Origin of the sequence: Pseudomonas wuhanensis (genome assembly GCF_030687395.1) — a bacterium.
GTDB classification, from domain to species: Bacteria; Pseudomonadota; Gammaproteobacteria; order Pseudomonadales; family Pseudomonadaceae; genus Aquipseudomonas; species Aquipseudomonas wuhanensis.
Map to the genome: position 1 here is coordinate 4,924,477 of NZ_CP117430.1, position 22,704 is coordinate 4,947,180.

Genomic DNA, 22,704 nt, shown 5'->3' on the forward strand with positions numbered 1-22,704 from the left:
AGTGTGTTGCGACGCACATTCTTCACTAAACGGCACGGCGCTTGCTTTTTAACTCTTATGAACACAGAACCGACATTTTTCCGACACCTGACATCAACCTCTCGCAGATTACTCTGTGCGATGTCGGCCGTTTGCCTGTTCAACGCTGGCAGCCCTGCCCTTGCTGACGCGGTTACCTTGCCTGACATGCTTATCGGCGTCACTCAGGGCTTTCTTGAATTCACCGTAGAAGACTATCTGGCCACCAGTCAAACGCAAGGACGCTACGAAATCGAGGTCAACCAGCTCGATCAGCGCCTGCGCATGCCTATGTGCGACAAGGAATTGACAGCCACCCTCGAGAGCCCCGCGAGGCCTTTGGGCCGGGTCACGGTCAAGGTTCGCTGCGACGGCGCCTCCCCCTGGACAGTCTTCGTACCCGCCCAGGTACGGCTGTTTCGCGACATCGTGACCACCACCCGCCCCCTCAAACGCACAGGGATTATCGAGCCTCAGGACGTGACCCTGCGCGAGCGCGATATCAGCCTGATAAATCAGGGTTTTCTGACCTCCGTCGATCAGGCGATCGGGCAAAAACTTACCCGACCAATGGTCGCCGATCAGGTCATTACCCTGGTGCACCTCGAACAGGCGGAAGTCATTCGCAAGGGTGATCAGGTGGTGATTACCGCCCGCAGTGGTACGCTCAGTGTACGTATGCCGGGTGAAGCGCTGTCCAACGGCGGCATGAGCGAACAGATTCGGGTGAAAAACCTTAACTCCCAGCGGGTCATCAAGGCGCAAGTCACCGCGCCGGGCCAGGTGGAAGTTTCTATGTGAGCGGCCATGCAGGGATCTCTGTTCGTGAAGATATGGCGCGCCACTCGCCTGTTCCCTAAACTGTGCCGCATGCAGGACGTGCTGGCGCATGCAAGCTCATTGATAAATGGGCCTAAAGTTTTCCGGGGGAGAGCCGAAAACATGGCAAGCGTCCAAATACCCAGAGGTTTTTTGTCATGGTCATCGATTTCAATCGTTTAAACAGCTCCTCGTCACTTACGGGCAGTACACGTACCAGCGCAGCCAAGGAAACCGCCGAAGCCGGTCAATCCGCGCCGCTGAATACCCCGGCCGAACAGGCCAGTGCCACCCAAAGCGGGGAATCGGTACACCTCAGCAATGAGGCTCAACAGTTGCAAAAGGTCACTGACAAGCTGCGCGATCAGCCTGCCGTCGACAACGCCCGCGTGGCCGAGTTGAAAGCAGCGATTGCCGATGGCAGCTATAAAGTCGACAGCAACCGTGTAGCCAGCAAACTGCTCAACTTCGAAGCCCAGCGTTAGGCCACGGCCCGCGCCAGGCTTTTGGACGCTTAAAACCCAAGGCCAGCCATGCACGACACTAATTTACTGCAACTGATCATCGACGACTTTGCCCCGGCGCAACACCTGCTGGAGCTGCTGCAAACCGAGTCCCTCGCGCTGCACGGTCGCGACATGCCACTGCTTGAAGAGATTCTGGCGCAGAAACAGGCATTGATCATTTTGCTCGAACAGCATGGCCGTAAGCGCAGTGAAATCCTCGCCAGCCTCAACCTGCCGACCAATCGCCAAGGCCTGGAGCAACTTGCCAGCCATTCGAGCATTGGCAATCAGTTGCTGGCACAGAGCGACGTGCTGACCGACCTCCTGGCCCAGTGCCAGGCCGCCAACGTTAACAATGGCCAGTCGATTCTGGTGCAGCAGGCCGCCACGGCCAATCAGCTGAAAATCCTCACCGGCGGCGAGCCGCCAGCGCTCTACGATGCCCGCGGATCAACCTCCAAGCTCGCCAAGCCACGCCCGCTCAGTCAGGCTTGAGCCTTTCAATGAGCACGCCCTATCAAGACGCGAAACATGCTGGCAGAATGCTAGCCAGTAGTCATATTTGCCTGGAGATTGATGCCCCGTGTTCAATGCCTTAAGCGCGGAAGATGCTCCGCAGCCACCCAAGGTGCTCACCACGCCCCTGGAAATCTCCGGCAATCTGCGTCAGCTGCAAGACAGCCATGACCCGCTGATCATCACGTTCCACGAGCGCAGCCAGCGCTTCCAGAGTTATCTGGTGGACATCGACCGTGACAGCAACATGATCGCCCTCGACGAAATGATCCCGCGCGACGGCGAGCGCTTTCTGCTGGCCGGCGAACCGTTCAAGGTCGAAGGTTTCCACGACGGTGTACGCATCGCCTGGGAAAGCAATGGCCCGCTGACCATCGACGAATCCGGCGATGGCCGCTGCTACCGTGGCGCGCTGCCCGATGAGGTGGTTTACCACCAGCGCCGCAATGCTTTTCGCGCCGCGCTGAAGCTGGCACAACTGGTTAACGTCGAACTGGGGGGTGACAAACTCAAGTCGCCCGTCTGTGGCAAACTACTGGACATCTCCGCCACCGGCTGCAAGTTGCGCTTCGAGGGCGACATCACTGCCAGGCTGCAACTGGGCCAGGTCTACGACCGTTTTGTCGCCGCCCTGCCCTTCGGCAGCATGACGGCACCGGTCGAACTGCGTTACCTGCACTTCGAAGAAAAGATCAACACCACCTTCGCCGGCGTGCGTTTTCATAACATGAGCGGCCTGGTGCAACGGCAGGTCGAGCGGTTCGTCTATCAACTTCAGCGCGAAGCGCGGCGCTTCGATAAAGACGATTTCTGATAGACCCCGCCAATAAAAAACGGGCAGTCCCTTGCGGTGACTGCCCGTTTTTTATGCCTTGATCAAGGCCGCGCTTCGGTAAAGCTTTGCTCGCGAGCTGCATCAGGGTCTTCTGATTCCGAATCTGTTTCAGCTTCGGTTTCCGGCTCGGCATCCGGATTGAAATCAGCCTCCGGATTGACCGGATTCTGCATCTGATCCTGCACCACTTGCTCATCGACTCGCGGGTCAAGACAAGCGACCAGCGGTGAACTCGACATGCTGTCCGGCATGGCCACGTGATGCAGCGGAGCATCGTCCACCTGATGCAGGTTGGTGACCGCTTTCGGGCGGATTCGCCACACCAGCACCAAGGCGAAGAAGCTGAAGAAGGCATAGAGCATCTGACTGCCGAACAGCTTCATCAGCACCCCGGCCACCAGCGGCCCGATACTCGCGCCGACACCGTAGGTCACCAACAGCATCGCCGTCAGCGACACCCGGCGATCACCCTCGACGTGGTCGTTGGAGAACGCCACCGCCAATGGGTACAGACAGAACTGCACCAACGAGCAGAGGAACCCGGCGATGAACAGCACCTCCAGTGGCACCTGCTGCATGATCGCCAGCGGTAACGCAGCCAGTGCCAGGCTAAACGCGAAACAGCGGATCAACAGCGCCCGGTCATAGCGGTCCGACAGCCAACCCAACGGCCATTGCACCACCAGGCCTGCAAAAATGCAGCTACCCATGAACAGACCGACCTGTTCGGTGGACAACCCTTGCTGCGAGGCATACAGCGGCGCCAGACCGTAGAACGAACCGACGATCAAACCCGACCCCAACACCGTACTCAGTGACTGCGGCACGCGCTTGATGAAGAACCGTGGCTCCATCGGCGCCGGGTGCAACGGCGCCGGGTGAATCCGCCGCGTCAGGGCCACTGGCACCAGACACAACGCGAAACACAGTGCGACCAGCATCAGCAGTTCCAAGCCCAGGCCAGGGTGCATGACCAGAATCAGCTGCCCCAACACCAACCCCAGGTACGAGGCGATCATGTAGCCGCTGAACACCACGCCACGTTGCTTGGCTTCTGCCTGCTCATTGAGCCAGCTTTCGATCACCATGTACTGGCACATCATGCCCAGGCCAACGATCACCCGCAGGAATAGCCACGCGGGCAGCCAGTCGACCAGGCCGTGGCCGAGCACCGCCGCGCCGACGATCCCGGCGCAGGCTGAATAGGCTCGAATATGCCCGACCCGGGCAATCAGCCGGTGGCCGATCTTGCCGCCCAGCACCAGGCCGAAATAGTTGGCTGCCATCAACGCACCGACCCACAGGCTGTCGACGTTATCGGCCGCCAGGCGCAGGGCAAGGTAAGTACTCAACAGGCCCGAGCCGATCAACATCATCAGCGAGGCAAAATAAAGCCCCCGAAAAGATTTCAAGATTTGGCGCATCGGCGTTCCGAGCGGCTCCTTGCAGTGAGTATCGGGCTATCGACAAACGATAGCCCGACGGCGACGGATCGTCAGGCCTGGGCTGCTAGAACACGCCGTTCCCAGGGAGTAATTTCATCAAAGAAGCTGGTCAACTCCATGGTCTTCGAAGCGATGTAGCCTTCGATGAATTCCTTGCCGAACAGTTCCTTCGCCAGCTGGCTACGTTTCAGACGTTCGAGAGCGGCATGCAAGGTACACGGCAACGAAAGATTGTCCGGCACAACGAACTCACCCTGGATCGGCTCGCTCGGCTCCAGTTTGTGCTCGATGCCATACAACCCCGAGGCCAGGCTCGCGGCAATCGCCAGATACGGATTGGCATCGGCCCCCGGCAAGCGGTTTTCGACCCGACGAGCGACCGGTGAACTGGCCGGAATGCGCAGCCCCGCCGCGCGATTGTCGTGGGACCAGCAAGCATTATTCGGCGATGCGAAAGGATGGCACAGGCGCTGATAGGAGTTCACGTTCGGCGCAAACAGCGCGGTGAAATCCGCCAGGCCGGCCTGCTGACCACCGATAAAATGACGGAAGGTCTCGGTCGGCTCGCCGGCCTTGTCGCTGAACACGTTACGCCCGGAGCCGATCTCGACGATGCTCTGGTGAATATGCATCGAACTTCCAGGCGTGTGGGCCAACGGCTTGGCCATGCAGACCACGGTCAGGCCATGCTTGAGCGCCACTTCTTTGAGCAGATGCTTGAACAATAAGGTCTGGTCGGCCAACAGCAACGGATCACCGTGCAGCAGGTTGATCTCGAACTGGCTGACGCCCATCTCGTGCATGAAGGTATCGCGCGGCAAGCCCAGCGCCGCCATGCATTCGTAGACTTCATTGAAGAACGGCCGCAAGCCGTTGTTGGAACTGATGCTGAACGCCGAATGGCCATCCTCGCGACGACCGTCCAGACCCAGTGGCGGCTGGAAGGGTTGCATCGGGTCAGGGTTGGGCGCGAAGACGAAGAACTCCAGCTCGGTCGCCACCACCGGCGCCAGACCGAGAGCGGCGTATCGAGCGATCACGGCCTTGAGTTGGCCGCGGGTCGACAATGGCGAGCTCTCGCCAGTCAGCTCGTGCGCATCGCAAATGGCCAGCGCCCGAGGCTGTGAGCTCCAGGGCAAGCGGTGGATCTGCGCGGGATCAGGCACCAGCGCCAGGTCGCCATCATCGCTGCCATAAAAGCGCGCTGGCGGATAACCACCCATGATGCATTGCAGCAGCACTCCTCGCGCCATCTGCAAACGCCGCCCTTCAAGAAATCCTTCGGCGGTCATCACCTTGCCGCGTGGTACGCCGTTCAGGTCCGGCGTGACACATTCAATCTCATCAATGCCCGTCAATCGCTGCGCGAGTGAGCGATGGCCATCGGTTGTCATGACGCAATCCTTGTTGTTGTACGAGCCGCGAACGGCGACCCGTACAAAATAGGCTCCAGCTGTTCAGAATATCAAGCAGCGTCAAACAAAAAGATATTCAGGGAAGGTAAAGGCTGAACACACCGCCGCCCAATGGGCCGCCATTGCTGATTTCGGTGCGGCCGCCCACGCCATTGCGCTGATGCAAGGCGGCAATCCGCCCGGCAAAGTACAGGCCCAGGCCGGTGCTGCCACTGCTGTGGTTGATGCCCTGTACATAATCGGCCTGACGCTCGATCATCTCGGGCGGGTAACCCTCGCCATCGTCATTGATGGTCAGCACCAGTTGCCCGGCCTCATCGCTGACGCTGATCAACAAGGCATGACGGGCATAACGAATGGCGTTGTTGATGCTGTTGGCGAGCACCGAGGCAATCAGCTCCCGGTCGAAGAAACCCAGCGGGCTCAACGGGTCCACTTCGTACGTCGCGATGATGCCGCGGCTGGCGAACACTTCTTGATGAGCCGCCAGTTGCGCCTCAATGAAATCATCCAGCTCATGGTAGGCGGGCTGCAACGGCATCTGGTTGACGCCGAGTTTGTACAACCCCAGCAACTGCACCAGCATGCCATTGAGGTGGGCGAACTCGAAGTCGATCACGCCCTGCTCCGGGGTGTGCTGCTCGGGATCGGGCAAACGCGCCAGCCATTGACTGTGCGCCTGCATCAGCATGGCCAGAGAGTTCTTCATGTCGTGCACGGTGGAGGCAATCACCGTGGAGAAGTCGAGTGACGGTTCGCTGTCGATCATTCGCCGAACGCCTTGATTTTCAGTTTCTGGTAGCGCGGATAACGCGCGTCGGTATCGGGCATCAGGCCGACGGTTTTCAGGCAAGCGCGACACTCTTCCAGTTCGGCCGACGGCACGCTGGTGTCGGTGCCATGCAGCAACGATTGCGCCATGTTCAGGGCAATACTGATGTTCTTCGGCTGCAGCGCCAGGGCTTTGCGGAATACATCCCGGGCTTCCACCAGGTTGCCGGTCTTGTACACCCGTACGCCCTGACGGTTGAGGTCGGCGGCCGCGTTGCCGGAGTTGAGAATCGTCGGGTCGTCGGTCAGCTTGGCGATGCCTTTCATCACGGTGGGATCATCGCCGTAGATCTCCGCGCAGTTTTTCAGCATCGAAGCACCGGCACTCGCCTGCCCCAGCATTTGCAGCTGCTTGGCCACCAGCAGCGCCGCTTCGGCGCTCATGAACTGCTCCATGCCATCGAGGCGCATCATCGCCTGCTCGGTGAGCTTCTCGGCGGTTTCGGCATCGTTGAGCAGCAAGCTGGTGGCTTTCATCAGGCGCGCACGAATTTGCAGGCCTGGATCGGAAGGGTTCTCCTTCGCCACCGCACTCAGCGTTGTGTTGATTTCAAGGCGGGTCCGGGTGTCCAGCCCCTTCTCACTGCCTTTGCTGATCAAGGCATGGGCCAGGCCGAGGTTGCTTTCCGCATCCTTGAAACGCGACTGCGCCCCTTGGGCCACGGCCTGGCGATAAGCTTTGGAGGCAGTATCGAAATCCTCGTTGGCCATCGCCAGCTTGCCCAACAACGCTTGCCGACGCACCGCCAGCGGCGACAGGCGAATAGCCTCTTCCAGGACTCTCTGCGCCCCCTTGGTGTCCCCTTCGGCAACCAGCACATCGGCCATGCCGTCGTAGAGGGCCGGCATCATCGGGAAGACTTTCAAGGCTTTTTCGTAAATGCCCTTGGCCTGGCTGACCTGCCCACGCTTGAACAGCAATTGGCCCAATCCGGCAAACGCCCAGGGCAAAGGCCGATCCGCAATGATGCTGTCGTAAAGACGCTCCAGCGCTTCGTTCTGGTTCAAGTCGCGCAACGCATCGGCGCGATAACGCAGGCACAGCGGCGAATATCGAATGTCCTGTTTGCACAGGGCGATGCAGGCATTGAGCACTTCAACCGGTTTGCCCCGGTCAAGCGCTTGCAGGATCGGCTTGAGCAAGGTCTTGCGCTGTTCCAGTCGCTCCAGGCGCTGAGCCAGGCCGGAGCGGTTGAACGGTTTGGTCAGGTAAGCGTCGGGCTCATGCTCCAGTGCGCTAAGCACCATGGCCTGGCTGGTTTCGGCGGTGACCATGACAAACACACTTTCATGGCTGATCAGCTTCTCGATCATCAGGTCTTCGAGCACCTGCTGACCGTTTTTCTTGCCATCACCCAGGTGGAAATCCTGCAGGATGAAGTCGTAGGACTTCTGCGAGCACATGCGCAGCGCCTGCTCACCGGTATCAGCGGTGTCGACGTCCTTGACGCCCAGCTCCCGCAGCATGGACCTGACGGAACTGCGGAAATCCGAGAAATCATCGACGATCAAAAAGCTTTTTTGGTGATACGACAGCATCGAAGATTTCCAGGCAATTTAAGAAGAAAACCCAAAGACAACTGCACGGGCGGCGTTTTTGGCGCGCAGATGATAGCGAGAGGCCATAGGCTATCAAGTCATTTCGCAGAAGCCCGTGATTGCCGGCCGCCAGCAACGAAAATCACAACGACCGTCAGGGTTATCGGCCACTAGTCGCGTTCCCTTGAAGCAGCGGGAGCGCAATCGCACTTTTTACTGCCAAAAGATCATACGGCTGCGCGTGGGCGCGCTAAATATTTGAAGGTACTATTGAAAAACGGGATTATCCTGATTCATTGAACACGCTAATTATTGTCCGCTTGAACTCACTACGTTCTGAATCGCCGGTAAAGGCCAAGAAATGACCACCACCCCCAAGCACTCGGCCATGGCTCCCGAGCGAAAGGCCCTGACTCCCAGCACCCTGGACTTTCCGGTCGTGGGTATCGGCGCGTCGGCGGGCGGACTGCAATCCATCAAACTTTTTTTCGAGAACATGCCTCACGACAACGGCATGGCGTTTGTGATCATTCTTCATCTGTCACCCGACCACCAAAGCGTCGCAGACAAGATCATCCAGGAATCGACCCGAATGCCGGTTCTGCAGGTCACCGAAACTGTGCCGATCGAGAAAAACCGGGTGTACGTCATCTCACCGGCACAGCGGCTGACGATGAATGGCAATAACCTTGAGGTCAGTGAAAACGACCCACAACTGGGGCGCCACGCCTCGATCGATTTGTTCTTCCGCGACCTGGCGCAGGTGCACCGCGAGCGCGCCTTCTGCCTGGTGCTCTCGGGCAGCGGTTCCGACGGCGCCGTCGGCCTGTCGCGTATCAAGGAACAGGGCGGTATTACCCTGGCACAGGTGCCGGAAGACGCCGAGTTCGACGGTATGCCTCGAGCGGCCATCGAGACCGGCATGGTCGATCTGGTATTGCCCGTCGTAGAAATGCCGCAAAAGCTGCTGGACCTGTGGCACAACTCCCGGGAAATCAGCTTGCCTGCCGCCAACGATCCGGAACTTCAATCCTTCGCTTCGGTGCCCGAACGTGATGCAGCGCTCGCCGAACAAACGCTGCACGACATCCTGATCCTGTTGCGTACCGGCACCGGCCATGACTTCAAACACTATAAACGCGCGACAGTATTGCGGCGGATCGAGCGCCGGATGCAAGTCACCGCCCAGCCAGAGCTGGGGGCTTATTACCGCTACCTGCAAAACAACCCCGAAGAAACCAAGGCGTTGCTGGCAGACATGCTGATCGGCGTGACCAACTTCTTCCGTGATCGCGAAGCCTTCGAAGCGCTGGAGCGCGATATCGTGCCGCAACTGGTCAGCGCCGCGGTGGGGGCGCAGCCTGAAAAAGAAGAAATCCGCATCTGGTCGGCTGGTTGTTCCACCGGCGAAGAAGCCTATAGCCTGGCGATGCTGGTCAACGATCAGCTGCAACAGGAAGCCAGCAAGGCCTCACTGCAAGTTTTCGCCACCGACATCGACGAACGCGCCATCAGCTTCGGCCGGGCCGGCCTGTACCCGCAAGCCATCGTGACGGACGTACCGCCAACGCGGCTGCGGCACTATTTCATCAAGGAAGACGACCACTATCGGATTCGCAAGGAAATCCGCGAAAAGGTGCTGTTCGCCAAACACAGCCTGCTGTCCGACCCGCCCTTTTCGCAAATCGACCTGATCGTGTGCCGGAACCTGTTGATCTACCTGGATCGCGAAGTACAGCGCGAAATCCTGCAGATGTTCCACTTTGCATTACGGCCCGGTGGTTTCCTGTTCCTGGGGTCTTCCGAAAGCGCAGACGCTTGCCATGAGCTGTTCACGCCGGTGGACAAACGCAACCGGATCTTCCGCGCCAAGACCGGCACTGCCAACAGCCGACGCACGCCGACTGTGCCGCGTGGTGGTTACGTGCGCTCCAATATTTCCCATCAGGCACCGCAACACACCGTGCAGCGCAAACTGTCCTTCGCCGACATCCACCAGCGCGCCCTCGAACGCGCGGCTCCGCCGAGCATGATCGTCGATGCCAACGCCGACATCCTGCACATGAGCGAAAGTGCCGGGCGTTTCCTGCGGCATGTGGGCGGTGAGCTGTCACGCAACCTGCTGACGCTGATCCTTCCGGAGCTGCGCCTGGAAATCCGCACCACGCTGTTCCAGGTCCAGCAAAGTGGTCTGGCGGTGAAATCCCGCGAAGTACCGTTCAAGCGCGAAGAGCGGCGTTACAAGGTCAGCCTGGAAGCCCAGCCCTACAAGGATGAAGAGTCGGACGGCGAGTTCGTCCTGGTGATTTTCGAGGAAGTTGAAGTCGATCCTTCGCAAGCGACGGCCACGACCCTGCTGCAAACCGAAAGCCAGGTGCTGTCCAACCTGGAGCGTGAACTGCAACGCACCAAGCTGCACTTGCAGGACACCATAGAACAATCGGAAATCTCCAGCGAAGAACTGAAAGCTTCCAACGAAGAAATGCAGGCGATCAACGAAGAACTGCGCTCGGCCACCGAAGAGCTGGAAACCAGCAAGGAAGAGCTGCAATCGATCAACGAAGAGCTGCTGACGGTCAACTACGAGCTAAAGACCAAAGTTGAAGAAACCGACAAGATCAACGACTACCTGACTAACCTGATCGCCTCCACCGACATTGCCACGGTGTTTGTCGACCGCAGCATGCGAATCAAATGGTTCACCCCGCGCGCCACTGACATTTTCAGCATGTTGCCGATGGATACCGGCCGCTCCCTGCTCGACATCACGCATCGCCTGCACTACGACGACCTGGCGAGTGATGCCGCACAGGTGTTCGAATCATTGAACATGATCGAACGCGAAGTCTGCAGCACTGACAAGCGCTGGTATATCGCTCGCCTGCTGCCCTACCGCTCCAGCGAAGACCGTATCGACGGCACCGTACTGACCTTCATCGACATAACCAAACGTCACGAGGCCGAAGAAGAACTGCGCCGAGGCGAAGAACGAATGCGCCTGGTAGCGGAAAGCACCCGCGACTACGCAATCATCACCCTTGATGAACAAGGCGTGATCACCACCTGGAACAAAGGCGCCGAACTGATCTTCGGCTACAGCAAGGCCGAGGCCGAAGGCGCTTACTACGACTTCATTTTTTCCGCCGAAGACCGCGCCTCCGGCGTGCCTGAAACCGAACTGCTGGGGGCTCGCACCCATGGCCGCTCCGAAGATGAACGCTGGCACCTGCGCAAGGACGGCAGCCGCTTCTATTGCAGCGGCGAAGTGACCCTGCTCAGCGGTGACAACCTTCGCGGCTACGTGAAAATCGCCCGTGACCTGACCGGTCACAAACGCCAGCATGAAGAGCAAAGCCAACAACTGGCCGAGACGCTTAACACCAATTACCTCAAGGATGAGTTCTTCGCGGTCATGTCCCACGAACTCAAGCATCCTCTGAACCTGATCCAGCTCAACGCCGAACTGCTGCGGCGCTTGCCGGTGACCAAGTCGGTGGCACCGGCTGCCAAAGCCGTGAGCACCATCTGCGATGCCGTCAGCAGCCAGGCACGGATCATCGACGACCTGCTGGACGTCGCCCGTGTGCGCACCGGCAAGCTCAAGCTCAAACCGATTGTCGTGGATCTGGCCAGTGTGCTGCGCGATATTTACACCGTTGTCCTCAACGATCAGCACGGCACCACTGTCGAGCTGCAAGTACCTTCGGAGCCGTTGATGGTCCATGCCGATCCGACGCGCCTGGAGCAGATCATCTGGAACCTGGTGAACAACGCACTGAAATTCACCCCGCCCGATGGCCGCGTGCAATTGATCGCCAGCCAGGTCGGGAACATGGCGCGGCTGGACGTCAAGGATAATGGCACCGGCATCGCAGCCGAGAACCTCGAACACGTATTCGATCTGTTTGGCCAGGCTGAAACACAGCACACCCATCACCAGCGCGAGGGGCTGGGCATCGGCTTGTCACTGGTGCGTCAATTGACCGAGGCACAACATGGCACGGTTGAGGTGAGTTCGCCGGGCGTTGGGGAAGGCTGTACCTTCACTGTCTATTTGCCGCTGGCCAGTCGTGAAGGTGAAACCCAAACCACAACGCCAACCGACGAGGTATCAGGAAAACTGAGCGGCTTGACGATTCTGCTGGTCGACGACTCTGCCGAGGTACTGGAAACCCTGAAAATGCTGCTGGAAATGGAAGACGCCGAAGTCGTTGCCTTTGATCGTCCGAAGGACGCTCTGGATGCAGCCGCAAGCAACCACTTCGACCTGATCATTTCGGATTTGGGCATGCCGGTCATGAATGGCCATGAACTGATGCAAGCATTACGTCAGTTGCCGAATGTCAAGAATGTGCCGGCCATTGCCCTGACGGGTTATGGCGCCAACAGCGATATTCAGAAGGCCCGCCAATCGGGGTTTAACCAGCACATTGGAAAACCGGTGTCCTACGATGACCTGATCGCAACCATCGAAGCCCTGCGCCAGCCCCAGACACCAGGTTCTCAATAGTTCAGCGAAAATAGGCGCGTTGCACGCAGACGCGCCGGTCAATCGCCTGTTTCAATCGCTCCTTGTGGTCTGCCCAAATCTTGGGATCGACCTTTTGCGCACGCATGAGGTTCAGCATGGCTGCTTTGGCGGCCAGGTATTCCGACCACGCATCTTCGCAACTGAGCTTGAAACGCTCACGTTCGCTCATTTCCATCCGCCGTAGCGCCAGTACCGACTCATCGGTGATGACCGGTCCTAGCGTCAGTTGCACCCGATGCGGTGCGACGAAGCCCTGCGTGTCCGCCATAATTTCTCCTGCTCGCTGAGCCCCCCACCTCAACGCATCACAGTAAGGTTCATCGCGAGCCCTGTCGTGAGACTCTTCACACAGCATGATCCCATGGTCATCGTAAATACCTACGAACACTTGGGTGACCCCCTCATGGCTCACCCGCGCCCGCACTTCCACCTGCATCCCGTCGCTGAGCACTTCTTCATGAATGTGGAGAGGTAACCGATTGTCGGTCCATAACCAGAACTGCGCACCTCTGTGTCGCATTGCTTGGCTCCTTATGGAGTGAGCAGTAAGGCACAGCAATGACAGACTTTCCATGTAGGTCGTCGGGTGGTTCGAGTCTGAAAAAAAACTGCTGGAGGAATGCTCTGGCGGGGTCTTTTTAACAGCTGACGTTATGCTCCGGCACTGGCATGACGCAGCCAGCCCTTGCCGTGCAAGGGTTTCAGCTGATTTCAGCCTTATCAGCGTTGAGTGCTTGTGGCCATTCGCCAAAAACAGATCGACGTAATATTGACACAAAAACATCCGCCTGTCGGAATATTGGCACTTCGTACTGTTACCTTCGCTTTACACCTTTACAAAGCCTGACCCCACAACTAAACACACATCAAACTGATATCAGGAAAGGCCGTATCCCTGAGTCGGTGCTGTACCAAAACACGGCCTCACCCAGCCTTCACTTCAGGAGTCCCTTCCCTATGGGTACTCTCAGATTATTGCGCGTCATGCGCAACGCAGCCCCAGGTTTGGGCCCACGTTCGCCCGACCGGTCCTGTGATTCGCTCCTCAAGTGCAGCGAACATCTTCACTCCCGCAATAGCAGCGCCCCTCTGCCGGTAGCGCCTGTTCCGTCAGGCCCGGACGGCCGACGATGTCTGGCAGCTGCCTCGCACCACTCCTGAACTCCCGGAGCGGCGCAAAAGCACGGGACTTCGTCCTGTTAGCAGTCCCTGGCGATTCCAATAAAAAAGCATTCTCCGGAGAAAGACATGGCTACCACCACAACGACCAGCGGCGGCACCGTTACTTCGCTTTCCAATACACCGCAGGCTCAGGACGACATTTTCACTACAGGTGTCATTGGCACGAGCAGCGCGGCCATCACTGAAGACCTGCTGGGAGTCGTGTACCTGGACGTCATGTCCAATGACCTCGGCGGTAGCGCAAAGACACTGTGGTCACTCGATGACGCGACCAGTCTTTCTACGGCCACCAAGGTTTATGCTCCGGCCGATCTGCTGGTCCAGGACACGGGCAGAATTGAGGCGACGAGTACCGACACCAGTTTCAACGGGGCAAAGATCTGGATTACCTCGGATGGAAAAGTCGGCTACGACGCCGCTACGTTGTCGACCGCTTTCAAGGCGCAACTCCAGGCGCTTGCTGGCGGAGCGTCCCTGACGGACAGCTTTACGTATGCGATTCGCCTCGGCAATGGCACCCTCAGCTGGGCCACTGCGCAGGTGCAATTCGCAGGTGCGAATGACAGTGTGACGATGAGCCTTGGCGCACAGGCCGGCACGGTAACCGAAGATGCGACCGCGACCCCGAGCCTGACCGATTCGCTGAGCGCGACAGGCACGATTGCGTTTAGCGATGTCGATCTGAGTGACACGCATACCGCCTCATTCGTGGCGGCGGGAGGCAATACCACAGCGCTGGGCAACTTCGCCCTCGCCTCTGTGACTGAAGCGGCCAACGCGGCTAACGGCACCGTTGACTGGACTTACACCCTGAACAATGCGGCAGCCCAGACCCTGGCCCAGGGTCAGACTGCTACCGAAACCTATGTGGTCACCATCAATGATGGGCATGGCTCATCGACCACGCAGAACGTGACGATCACCATCACCGGCACCAACGACCAGGTGCAGATCACCAGCGGCGTGCAGGCCGGCGATGCAGGGGAAGACAGCGGCGACTACGCAGCCAGCGGCAGCATCACCTTCACCGACGTCGACCTGATCGACACTCACAGCGTCACTGTCACGCCGGGCGCTTCTGGCTATTTGGGCAGCTTCACCACCGATCCATTGAGCGACAGCACCGGCACGGGCAGCGGTTCGCTGGGGTGGAACTTCGCGGTGAACAACGCCGCGCTGCAGTTCCTCGGTGAGGGCCAAAGTGTCACTCAAACCTATAACGTGGCGATCGGTGACGGCGCGGTGCAGACTGTGACCATCACGATTACCGGCACCAATGACCAAGTGCAAATCACCAGCGGCGTGCAGGCCGGCGATGCCGGGGAAGACAGCAGCGATTACGCGGCCAGCGGTAGCATCACCTTCACCGACGCCGACCTGATCGACACCCATAGCGTCAGCGTCACGCCGGGTGCATCCGGCTATTTGGGCAACTTCACCACCGATCCACTGAGCGACAGCACCGGCACGGGCAGTGGTTCGCTGGGGTGGAACTTCGCGGTGAACAACGCCGCCCTGCAGTTCCTCGGCGAAGGCCAGAGCGTCACCCAAACCTATAACATGGCGATCGGTGACGGCGCGGTGCAGACCGTGACCATCACGATTACCGGCACCAATGACCAGGTGCAAATCACCAGCGGCGTGCAGGCCGGCGATGCCGGGGAAGACAGCGGCGACTACGCAGCCAGCGGCAGCATCACCTTCACCGACGCCGACCTGATCGATACTCACAGCGTCACTGTCACGCCGGGCACTTCTGGCTATTTGGGCAACTTCACCACCGATCCATTGAGCGACAGCACCGGCACGGGCAGCGGCTCGCTGGGGTGGAACTTCGCGGTGGACAATGCCGCGCTGCAGTTTCTCGGTGAAGGCCAGAGCGTCACTCAAACCTATAACGTGGCGATCGGTGACGGCGCGGTGCAGACCGTGACCATCACGATTACCGGCACCAATGACCAGGTGCAAATCACCAGCGGCGTGCAGGCCGGCGATGCCAAGGAAGACAGCGGCGACTACGCGGCCAGCGGCAGCATCACCTTCACCGATGTCGATCTGATCGACACTCACAGCGTCACTGTCACGCCGGGCGCTTCTGGCTATTTGGGCAGCTTCACCACCGATCCATTGAGCGACAGCACCGACACGGGCAGTGGTTCGCTGGGGTGGAACTTCGCGGTGAACAACGCCGCCCTGCAGTTCCTCGGCGAAGGCCAGAGCGTCACCCAAACCTATAACGTGGCGATTGGCGACGGCGCGGTACAGACCGTGACTATCACAATTACCGGCACCAACGACCAGCCGACGCTGACGATTACCGACACCACCGGCGCGATGAACGAAGGCAACGGCACGGCCACCCTGAGCGACAGCGGCGCCCTGAGCTTTGCCGATCTGGACAGTACCGACACGGTGACCGTGTCGCAGACCGCCAACGGCGACATCGCCTGGAGCGGCGGCGTGCTCAATGCGACCATGGCCTCAGCACTGGTGGCCGGTTTCTCGGTCGACCAGAACAGCTGGGACTACAGCAGCAATCAGAACCTCGACTTCCTCGGTGCAGGTGAAACCATCACCTTCTCGTACGCGGTGGTCGCGACCGACGATAGCGGCGCGGCTAACGCTGCCTCGGCGACGCAGACTGTCACCATCACTATCACCGGCACTAACGACGCGCCCGTGCTCAGCTTCGCAACGGGCAATGATGCCGGCGCGGTGCAGGAAGACACCACGCTCAGCGTCAGCGGCCAGTTCAGTTCGGCTGACATTGATCACGCTGCCACGGCCACCTGGACCATTGCCGGGTCGAATACCGGCACCTATGGTTCGATCGCGGTGGATAGCACCGGCCAGTGGACTTACACCCTGGCCAATGGCACCGATGGCGTCGCCAGTGCGGTGCAGTCGCTGAAGGTTGGCGAAAGTCATGATGAAGTGTTCAGCGTGCAGGTCAGCGATGGCCTCGGCGGCGTCGACACTCAGTTGGTGACCGTCACCGTCAGTGGTACTAACGACGCACCCGTGCTCAGCTTCGCAACGGGCAATGATGCCGGTGCAGTGCAGGAAGACACCACGCTCAGCGTCAGCGGCCAGTTCAGTTCGGCCGATATCGATCATGCTGCCACGGCCACCTGGAGCATCGCCGGGTCGAATGCCGGCACTTACGGCTCAATCGCAGTCGACAACACCGGAAAATGGACTTACACCTTGGCCAATGGGACCGATGGCGTCGCCAGTGCGGTGCAGTCGCTGGGGGCTGGCGAAAGTCACGATGAAGTGTTCAGCGTGCAGGTCAGCGATGGCTTCGGCGGCGTCGACACCCAGCTGGTGACCGTCACCGTCACCGGCACTAACGACGCGGCCGTGTTGTCCTCGGCCAACGTCACGCTGACCGAAACCGATGCCCCGCTGACCACCGGCGGCAGCCTGACTGTCAGCGATATCGACAGCCCGGAAAGCTTCCAGGCGCAAACCAACACCGCCGGCGGCTACGGCCAGTTCTCCATTGGCACCAATGGTGCCTGGAGCTATGTCGCCGACTCCGCCCACAACGAGTTCGCCGCTGGCACCACCTACACCGATACCTTCGCGGTGAGCAGTGCCGATGGCACCCTCACCTCGGTCACTGTGCATATCCTCGGGAGCAACGATGCTGCGGTATTGTCCGCCGACATCGTCAACCTGACCGAAAACGATGCCCCGCTGACCACCAACGGCAGCCTGACCATCAGCGATGTCGACAGCGCCGCGACCTTCGTCGCCCAGTCCAACACCGCCGGCAGCTACGGCCAGTTTTCCCTCGGCACCGACGGTGCCTGGAGCTATGTCGCCGATAGCGCCCACAACGAGTTCGTTGCCGGCACCACCTACACCGATACCTTCGCGGTGAGCAGTGCCGACGGCACCCTCACTTCGGTCACCGTGCATATCCTCGGCAGCAACGATGCCGCGGTGTTGTCCTCGGCCAGCGTCACGCTGACCGAAACCAATGCCCCGCTGACCACCGGCGGCAGCCTGACCATCAGCGACGTCGACAGCCCGGAAACCTTCCAGGCCCAATCCGGTACCGCCGGCGTCAACGGAACCTTCGCCATCGATGTCGCAGGTAATTGGAGCTATACCGCCAACTCGGCCTTCGACACACTCAATGTCGGCGACAGCCTGACCGACACCTTCACGGTACTCAGTACCGACGGTACCGCGACTGCGGTGACGGTGACCATCAACGGCAGCAACGACTCGCCGACGATCACCTCCAACGGTGGAGGTGTGACGGCTTCGGTCAGCGTGGCGGAGAACAGCACGGTGGTCACGACAGTGGCGGCGAGCGATGCCGATCTTCCGGCGCAACCCCTGAGCTACAGCATCGTCGGCGGAGCGGATGCCGCGAAGTTCTCGATCGTTTCGGGCACAGGCGCACTGACCTTTGTCTCTGCACCTAACTTTGAGTCCCCAACTGATTCGGGAACGAACAACGTCTATGACGTGATCGTGCGGGCATCGGACGGCACGCTGTTTGACGACCAGGCGATCGCGGTGAGCGTGACGGGCGTCAACGACAACAACCCGGTGATCACCTCCAATGGTGGAGGTGCGACGGCTTCGGTCAGCGTGGCAGAGAACACCACGGCGGTCACGACAGTGATGGCTATCGATGCTGATCTTCCGGCGCAAACCCTGAGCTACTCGATCCTGAACACGGCCGGAACGGACTTCAGCAAGTTCTCGATCAGTTCGAGCGGGGTGCTGACGTTCAATTCGGCGCCGAATTACGAGAATGCCCAGGATGTCGGTGGTGCTGACGGTGACAATGCCTATGTTGTGGACGTTCTGGTGTCCGACGGCAATGGCGGAACCGACACCCAGACAATTACGGTAAACGTGCAGAACGTAGTTGATACTCCAGTTGATACCGTGGCACCTACAGTGACAGTGACGGGGACGGCCTTAGGGAATTCAATCGGCTCAGTGTCGACAGTCACATTCCAGTTCAGTGAGGCAGTGAGCGGTTTCAACCTTTCGGACGTTACGGTGAGTGCATCAGGGGCAACGCCCCGGGGAACCTGGAGTAATTTCACGCAGGTAGACGGCGATACCTACACGGCGACACTGACTAGAACGCTGGGCGGTAGCGTGAAAGTCGACGTTACCGCGAACAGCTACACCGACCTGGCGGGTAATGCTGGTGCTGCCGGGAGCAGTGCAAACCTTCCGGCAGGCGTTGCCGGCGAACCCATCAATCTAGCCCTCAATACTCCATCGGCCGATATCAGCGGCCCGATAACCGTGTCAATCAGCGGTGTTCCCTCGGGATGGATATTCAATGCGGGAACCGACAACGGCGACGGCACCTGGACCGTGCAGACCAGCGATCCTGGCGCATTGACGGTGACAACCCCAAGCGACTTCGCGGGAGCGTTGGTGCTTGATGTCAATATGTACTGGAGCAATAGTGACGGCAGCGACGGCAGCGCCTATGTGTTCAACAACATCGAAGTCTATGCCCCCGGCTCGCCGATCTTCGCCTTGTCCGCTGACGACAACCTGACCGGCTCGTCCGGTGCCGACACTTTCGTCTTCGCCCAGCCGATCGGCAACAATCAGATCTACAGTTTCGATGCCACGGCGGACAAGATCGACTTGATCGGCTTCACGGGCATCACCAGCTTTGCTGATCTGAGTATCACTAACGACGAAAACGGCAATGCGCTGGTCAGCATAAGCTCCGGCCAGTCGGTCACCCTGAAAGGTGTCGACGCGGCGGACTTAAGCGAATCGAACTTCCAGTTCGATGTGGACCCGGTCATGACCAATACCGGCACCCTCACCATTGCCGACGGCGCGATCATGCCGTTCGGTGGCAGCATTCATAACAGCGGCACCCTCGAACTCGGTTCCACCGGCAGCGAGACCAATCTTGAGATTCTGTTCCGCGGCGCGACATTGACCGGTGGCGGCCAGGTACTGCTATCCGACAGCGCACAAAACGTGATTTTCGGCGGCAGCGCCGACACCGTGCTGACCAACGTCGACAACCGCATTTCCGGCGCCGGCCAGTTGGGCGCCGGGCAGATGGTATTGGTCAATGCGGGGCTGATCCTGGCCAGCGGACTGAACAGCCTTGTGCTCGACACTGGCACCCACACCATCACCAACAGCGGGGTACTGGAATCTACGGGTGAAGGCGGCATGACAGTGGCCAGTGCGGTCGACAACTCAGGCCACTTGTGGGCCAACGGCGGCGACATGCGCCTGCTGGCCGACGTGATGGGCAACGGCAGCGCCACTATCGACGGCGACGCGACCCTGACCTTTTCCGGCGCCGCACACGGGTCCGTCGCCTTCCACGGCGAAGGCGCGGGCACGCTGGTGATCGCACAGGCCGAAGCGGCGGGTTCCTTGGTCGGCATCCTCGGTCTGGAGAGCGATGACATGCTGACCTTCGGCGATCTCGCCTTCGGCGCCAACACCCAGCTCAGATATAGCGCCAACGCCTCGGGCACCGGCGGCCTGCTGACGGTGGACGACGGCATGCACCGGGCCGCGGTGAACTTGCTGGGGCACTACACAGTGGAGGACTTCCAGGCCACCGACGGCGGCGAGACCGGCACCCAAGTCAGTTACAACGGCGCATCCAGCGGCACACTGGTGGGCAGCATGGCGGCGGACGTACTCAGTGGTGGCGACGGTAACGACATCCTGGCGGGTCGTGGCGGGGAGGACACGCTCAGCGGTGGCGCGGGAGCCGATATGTTCGCCTATCTCAACGAGGCTGAAGGCGGGGACACTATCCTCGACTACAACTTCGCCGAAGGTGACGCACTCGACCTCTCCGCACTGCTCAGCGCCAACTTCGTTAGCGGTATCAGCCAGGCGTCCGACTTCGTTCAACTGGCGCAGTCCGGCAGCGACATCACCGTGAAGGTGGATGCCGATGGTGCCGCCAATGGTACGAACTTCGCCGATGTGGCGGTGCTTGCCAACACGGGCACGAGCGGTACCGATCTGGTGCGCACCTGGTTTGGGGAGGGTGACCATACGCTGACGGCTTGATGTTGGGTTGGAGTTGAATCCACCGCTGCAGACGGCCACAAAAAAGCCCCACCAGATCACTCTGCGTGGGGCTTTCAAATATATGGTGTCCCAGGGCAGGTTCGAACTGCCAACCTTCCCCTTAGGAGGGTCAATTTAGAAACCGCCAAGCTTGAGACAGACCAGCAATTACTGGGCTTATCGTCCGGTTGCGTCCGTAAAAACAGCCCCGTATAGTTCTTTTTGCTGCCACGGTGCTGTCACGGAGCTGGATTGCTTGAAAACGAAGATCACTCAAAAGCTCATCAACGGCCTACACTCGGAGCCTAAAGCCTACCGCGTGCATGACACTGTACAGCCCGGCCTATTCATTCGCGTGCTGCCGAGCGGGCATAAATCGTACATGGTCACCTGGGGTCGCAACAAGAATGCCACCCTTGGCCGCGTTGGGGTTGTGACTCTCGATCAAGCGCGCACCGAGGCCGCCCAGTACCTGGCCGATGCGCACGCCCACGGGGAGCCACTGGCCGTCGCCCAAGGGCGGAAAGGTGCCGCCCTGCCCTCCTTGCGCCAGTTCATCGACGACACCTATATGCCCTGGTTCAAGACGCACCACAAAGGGCATGAGAAAACCCTGCACACGCTCGACAACAACTTCGAGGCGATCATGTCTCAGCGTCTCGACGCGATCACCGGCCGCGACCTGGACCAGATCCGCACAGGATGGATGCAGTCAGGCAACAAGCCATCGACGGTAAACCGCAAAATGGGCTCGATCAGCGGCCTATTCAGTAGAGCCGTTGAATGGGAGTACATCAGCGCCCATCCGATGAACAAGCTCAAAGCCCTCAAGGTCGACTCCATGGGGTTGGTCCGCTATCTGGATGCCGACGAGACCAAGCGCCTGCGCGAAGCTCTGGATGCGCGCCAAGACGAAGCGCGGGCCGAACGCGAAAATGCAAACAAGTGGCGAGCAGACCGCGGCAAAGAGCAGATGCAAAGTTTGCTGCAACTGCCCTTCACTGACCACCTGAAGCCCATGGTGCTTGTGTCGCTGAATACCGGCATGAGGCGTGGCGAACTGTTCGACCTGAAATGGTCAGCTGTGAACTTCCATACGAAGACGATCACCGCCAACGGCGCCACCACCAAAACGAGCGACACGCGGCATATCCCAATGAACAAGGAAACGTTCGGCGTGCTGGAAGATTGGAAAAAGCAGGCTGCGAAGTCTCGGTACGTTTTTCCGAGCCAGGCCGGCGGCCGCCTGGAAGATGTGAAGAGCGCGTGGCTTAACCTACTTGAGCGAGCCAAGATTGAAGGCTTCCGCTGGCACGATATGCGTCACGACTTCGCGACACGCCTTGTTATGGCGGGCGTACCGCTCAATACGGTACGGGATCTGCTAGGGCACGCCGATATTAAAATGACGCTTAGGTATGCCCACTTAGCGCCGGGTACCAAGGCGGCAGCGGTGGAGCTCATCTAGGAGGAAAGCCAAGCCCTAAATCGTCATCGGTCATAGGCAATATAGTCGGGGATGCTTTGTTCCTCTCAACGTGATCAAGTATTTCTTGCCAGAAAGAGCGTACATGCGATGCAAGCAGCCGAGATTCTGTTGACCTCGATCCGTTACTGTATTGCTCCCAAAAATGCTCAGTTGCCTTGATGGTTTCCCAAATCCTGAGCTCATCGTACGTCAAGGCTTCAGGCATATGAATGGCCAACTGCACTAGCCTTGAAGACTCGTCAGTAGACCAGATTTTATCGAGAACAGTGGACAGATTACTGCCATCAAAGTCGACTGATTGCTGGGCTATCGCCTGCGCAATTGCCCACTCAATTACGGCTGTCAAAGAGCGCTTTTGCAGTCTCCCCATTATGTCCAAAGCGAACTTTATCTTCGGATCAATTCTGATCCCAACACTGACTGTTGTGCTCGTCTCGCCGGTGCGCTTGCTCGTCTTAGTGGCCATAGCATTCCATCTGTTCTGTAGTCGGCTCAGCCGACCTGATAGGTGCAGCTTGCTCGACG

Annotated in this window: 13 protein-coding genes; 7 read left to right on the top strand and 6 right to left on the bottom strand. The window is 59.3% G+C overall.

The window, feature by feature from the left end:
* Positions 1-57: 57 nt before the first annotated feature.
* From flgA to PSH88_RS22760, 4 genes are all read left to right on the top strand, one after another.
* The gene (gene flgA, locus PSH88_RS22745; protein ID WP_305427043.1) at positions 58-819 is read left to right on the top strand and encodes a flagellar basal body P-ring formation chaperone FlgA; all 762 of its coding nucleotides are present in this window, start codon (positions 58-60) and stop codon (positions 817-819) included.
* Positions 820-995: 176 nt separating this feature from the next.
* Positions 996-1,322: a flagellar biosynthesis anti-sigma factor FlgM gene (gene flgM / locus PSH88_RS22750; protein ID WP_305422793.1), complete on the top strand. Its 327-nt coding sequence runs from the start codon at positions 996-998 to the stop codon at positions 1,320-1,322.
* Between the two features lie 48 nt (positions 1,323-1,370).
* Complete coding sequence (locus PSH88_RS22755) at positions 1,371-1,838, top strand: flagella synthesis protein FlgN (protein WP_305422794.1); 468 nt, start codon at positions 1,371-1,373, stop codon at positions 1,836-1,838.
* 88 nt (positions 1,839-1,926) lie between these two features.
* On the top strand, positions 1,927-2,673 hold the full coding sequence (locus tag PSH88_RS22760; RefSeq protein WP_305422796.1) for a flagellar brake protein: 747 nt from the start codon (positions 1,927-1,929) through the stop codon (positions 2,671-2,673).
* Positions 2,674-2,735: 62 nt separating this feature from the next.
* On the opposite strand, the gene PSH88_RS22765 is transcribed toward PSH88_RS22760, so the two are convergent.
* The 4 genes from PSH88_RS22765 to PSH88_RS22780 form a co-directional block, all read right to left on the bottom strand.
* Positions 2,736-4,118: an MFS transporter gene (locus tag PSH88_RS22765; protein ID WP_305422797.1), complete on the bottom strand. Its 1,383-nt coding sequence runs from the start codon at positions 4,116-4,118 to the stop codon at positions 2,736-2,738.
* Between the two features lie 71 nt (positions 4,119-4,189).
* Positions 4,190-5,431 (bottom strand): glutamine synthetase family protein, encoded by a 1,242-nt coding sequence (locus tag PSH88_RS22770; RefSeq protein ID WP_305427044.1) that lies wholly within the window; start codon positions 5,429-5,431, stop codon positions 4,190-4,192.
* Positions 5,432-5,630: 199 nt separating this feature from the next.
* Positions 5,631-6,323, bottom strand: coding sequence for a sensor histidine kinase (locus PSH88_RS22775; RefSeq protein ID WP_305422798.1), 693 nt, complete (start codon positions 6,321-6,323; stop codon positions 5,631-5,633).
* Complete coding sequence (locus tag PSH88_RS22780) at positions 6,320-7,924, bottom strand: tetratricopeptide repeat-containing response regulator (RefSeq protein WP_052966588.1); 1,605 nt, start codon at positions 7,922-7,924, stop codon at positions 6,320-6,322. The genes PSH88_RS22775 and PSH88_RS22780 overlap by 4 nt, the downstream gene beginning before the upstream one ends.
* 361 nt (positions 7,925-8,285) lie before the next feature.
* On the opposite strand from PSH88_RS22780, the gene PSH88_RS22785 reads away from it, so the two are divergent.
* On the top strand, positions 8,286-12,434 hold the full coding sequence (locus PSH88_RS22785) for a CheR family methyltransferase (protein WP_305422800.1): 4,149 nt from the start codon (positions 8,286-8,288) through the stop codon (positions 12,432-12,434).
* A 1-nt stretch (position 12,435) separates the two neighbouring features.
* On the opposite strand, the gene PSH88_RS22790 is transcribed toward PSH88_RS22785, so the two are convergent.
* Positions 12,436-12,975 carry a hypothetical protein gene (locus tag PSH88_RS22790; protein WP_305422801.1) on the bottom strand — a complete coding sequence of 180 codons (540 nt, stop codon included), beginning with the start codon at positions 12,973-12,975 and terminating at the stop codon, positions 12,436-12,438.
* A 728-nt stretch (positions 12,976-13,703) separates the two neighbouring features.
* On the opposite strand from PSH88_RS22790, the gene PSH88_RS22795 reads away from it, so the two are divergent.
* The gene (locus PSH88_RS22795; protein ID WP_305422802.1) at positions 13,704-20,690 is read left to right on the top strand and encodes a VCBS domain-containing protein; all 6,987 of its coding nucleotides are present in this window, start codon (positions 13,704-13,706) and stop codon (positions 20,688-20,690) included.
* Between the two features lie 256 nt (positions 20,691-20,946).
* Positions 20,947-22,158, top strand: coding sequence for a site-specific integrase (locus tag PSH88_RS22800; RefSeq protein WP_305422804.1), 1,212 nt, complete (start codon positions 20,947-20,949; stop codon positions 22,156-22,158).
* Here PSH88_RS22800 and PSH88_RS22805 read toward each other — a convergent pair.
* The gene (locus PSH88_RS22805) at positions 22,151-22,645 is read right to left on the bottom strand and encodes a hypothetical protein (protein WP_305483387.1); all 495 of its coding nucleotides are present in this window, start codon (positions 22,643-22,645) and stop codon (positions 22,151-22,153) included. The two genes, PSH88_RS22800 and PSH88_RS22805, sit on opposite strands and share 8 nt — an antisense overlap.
* Positions 22,646-22,704: the final 59 nt, after the last annotated feature.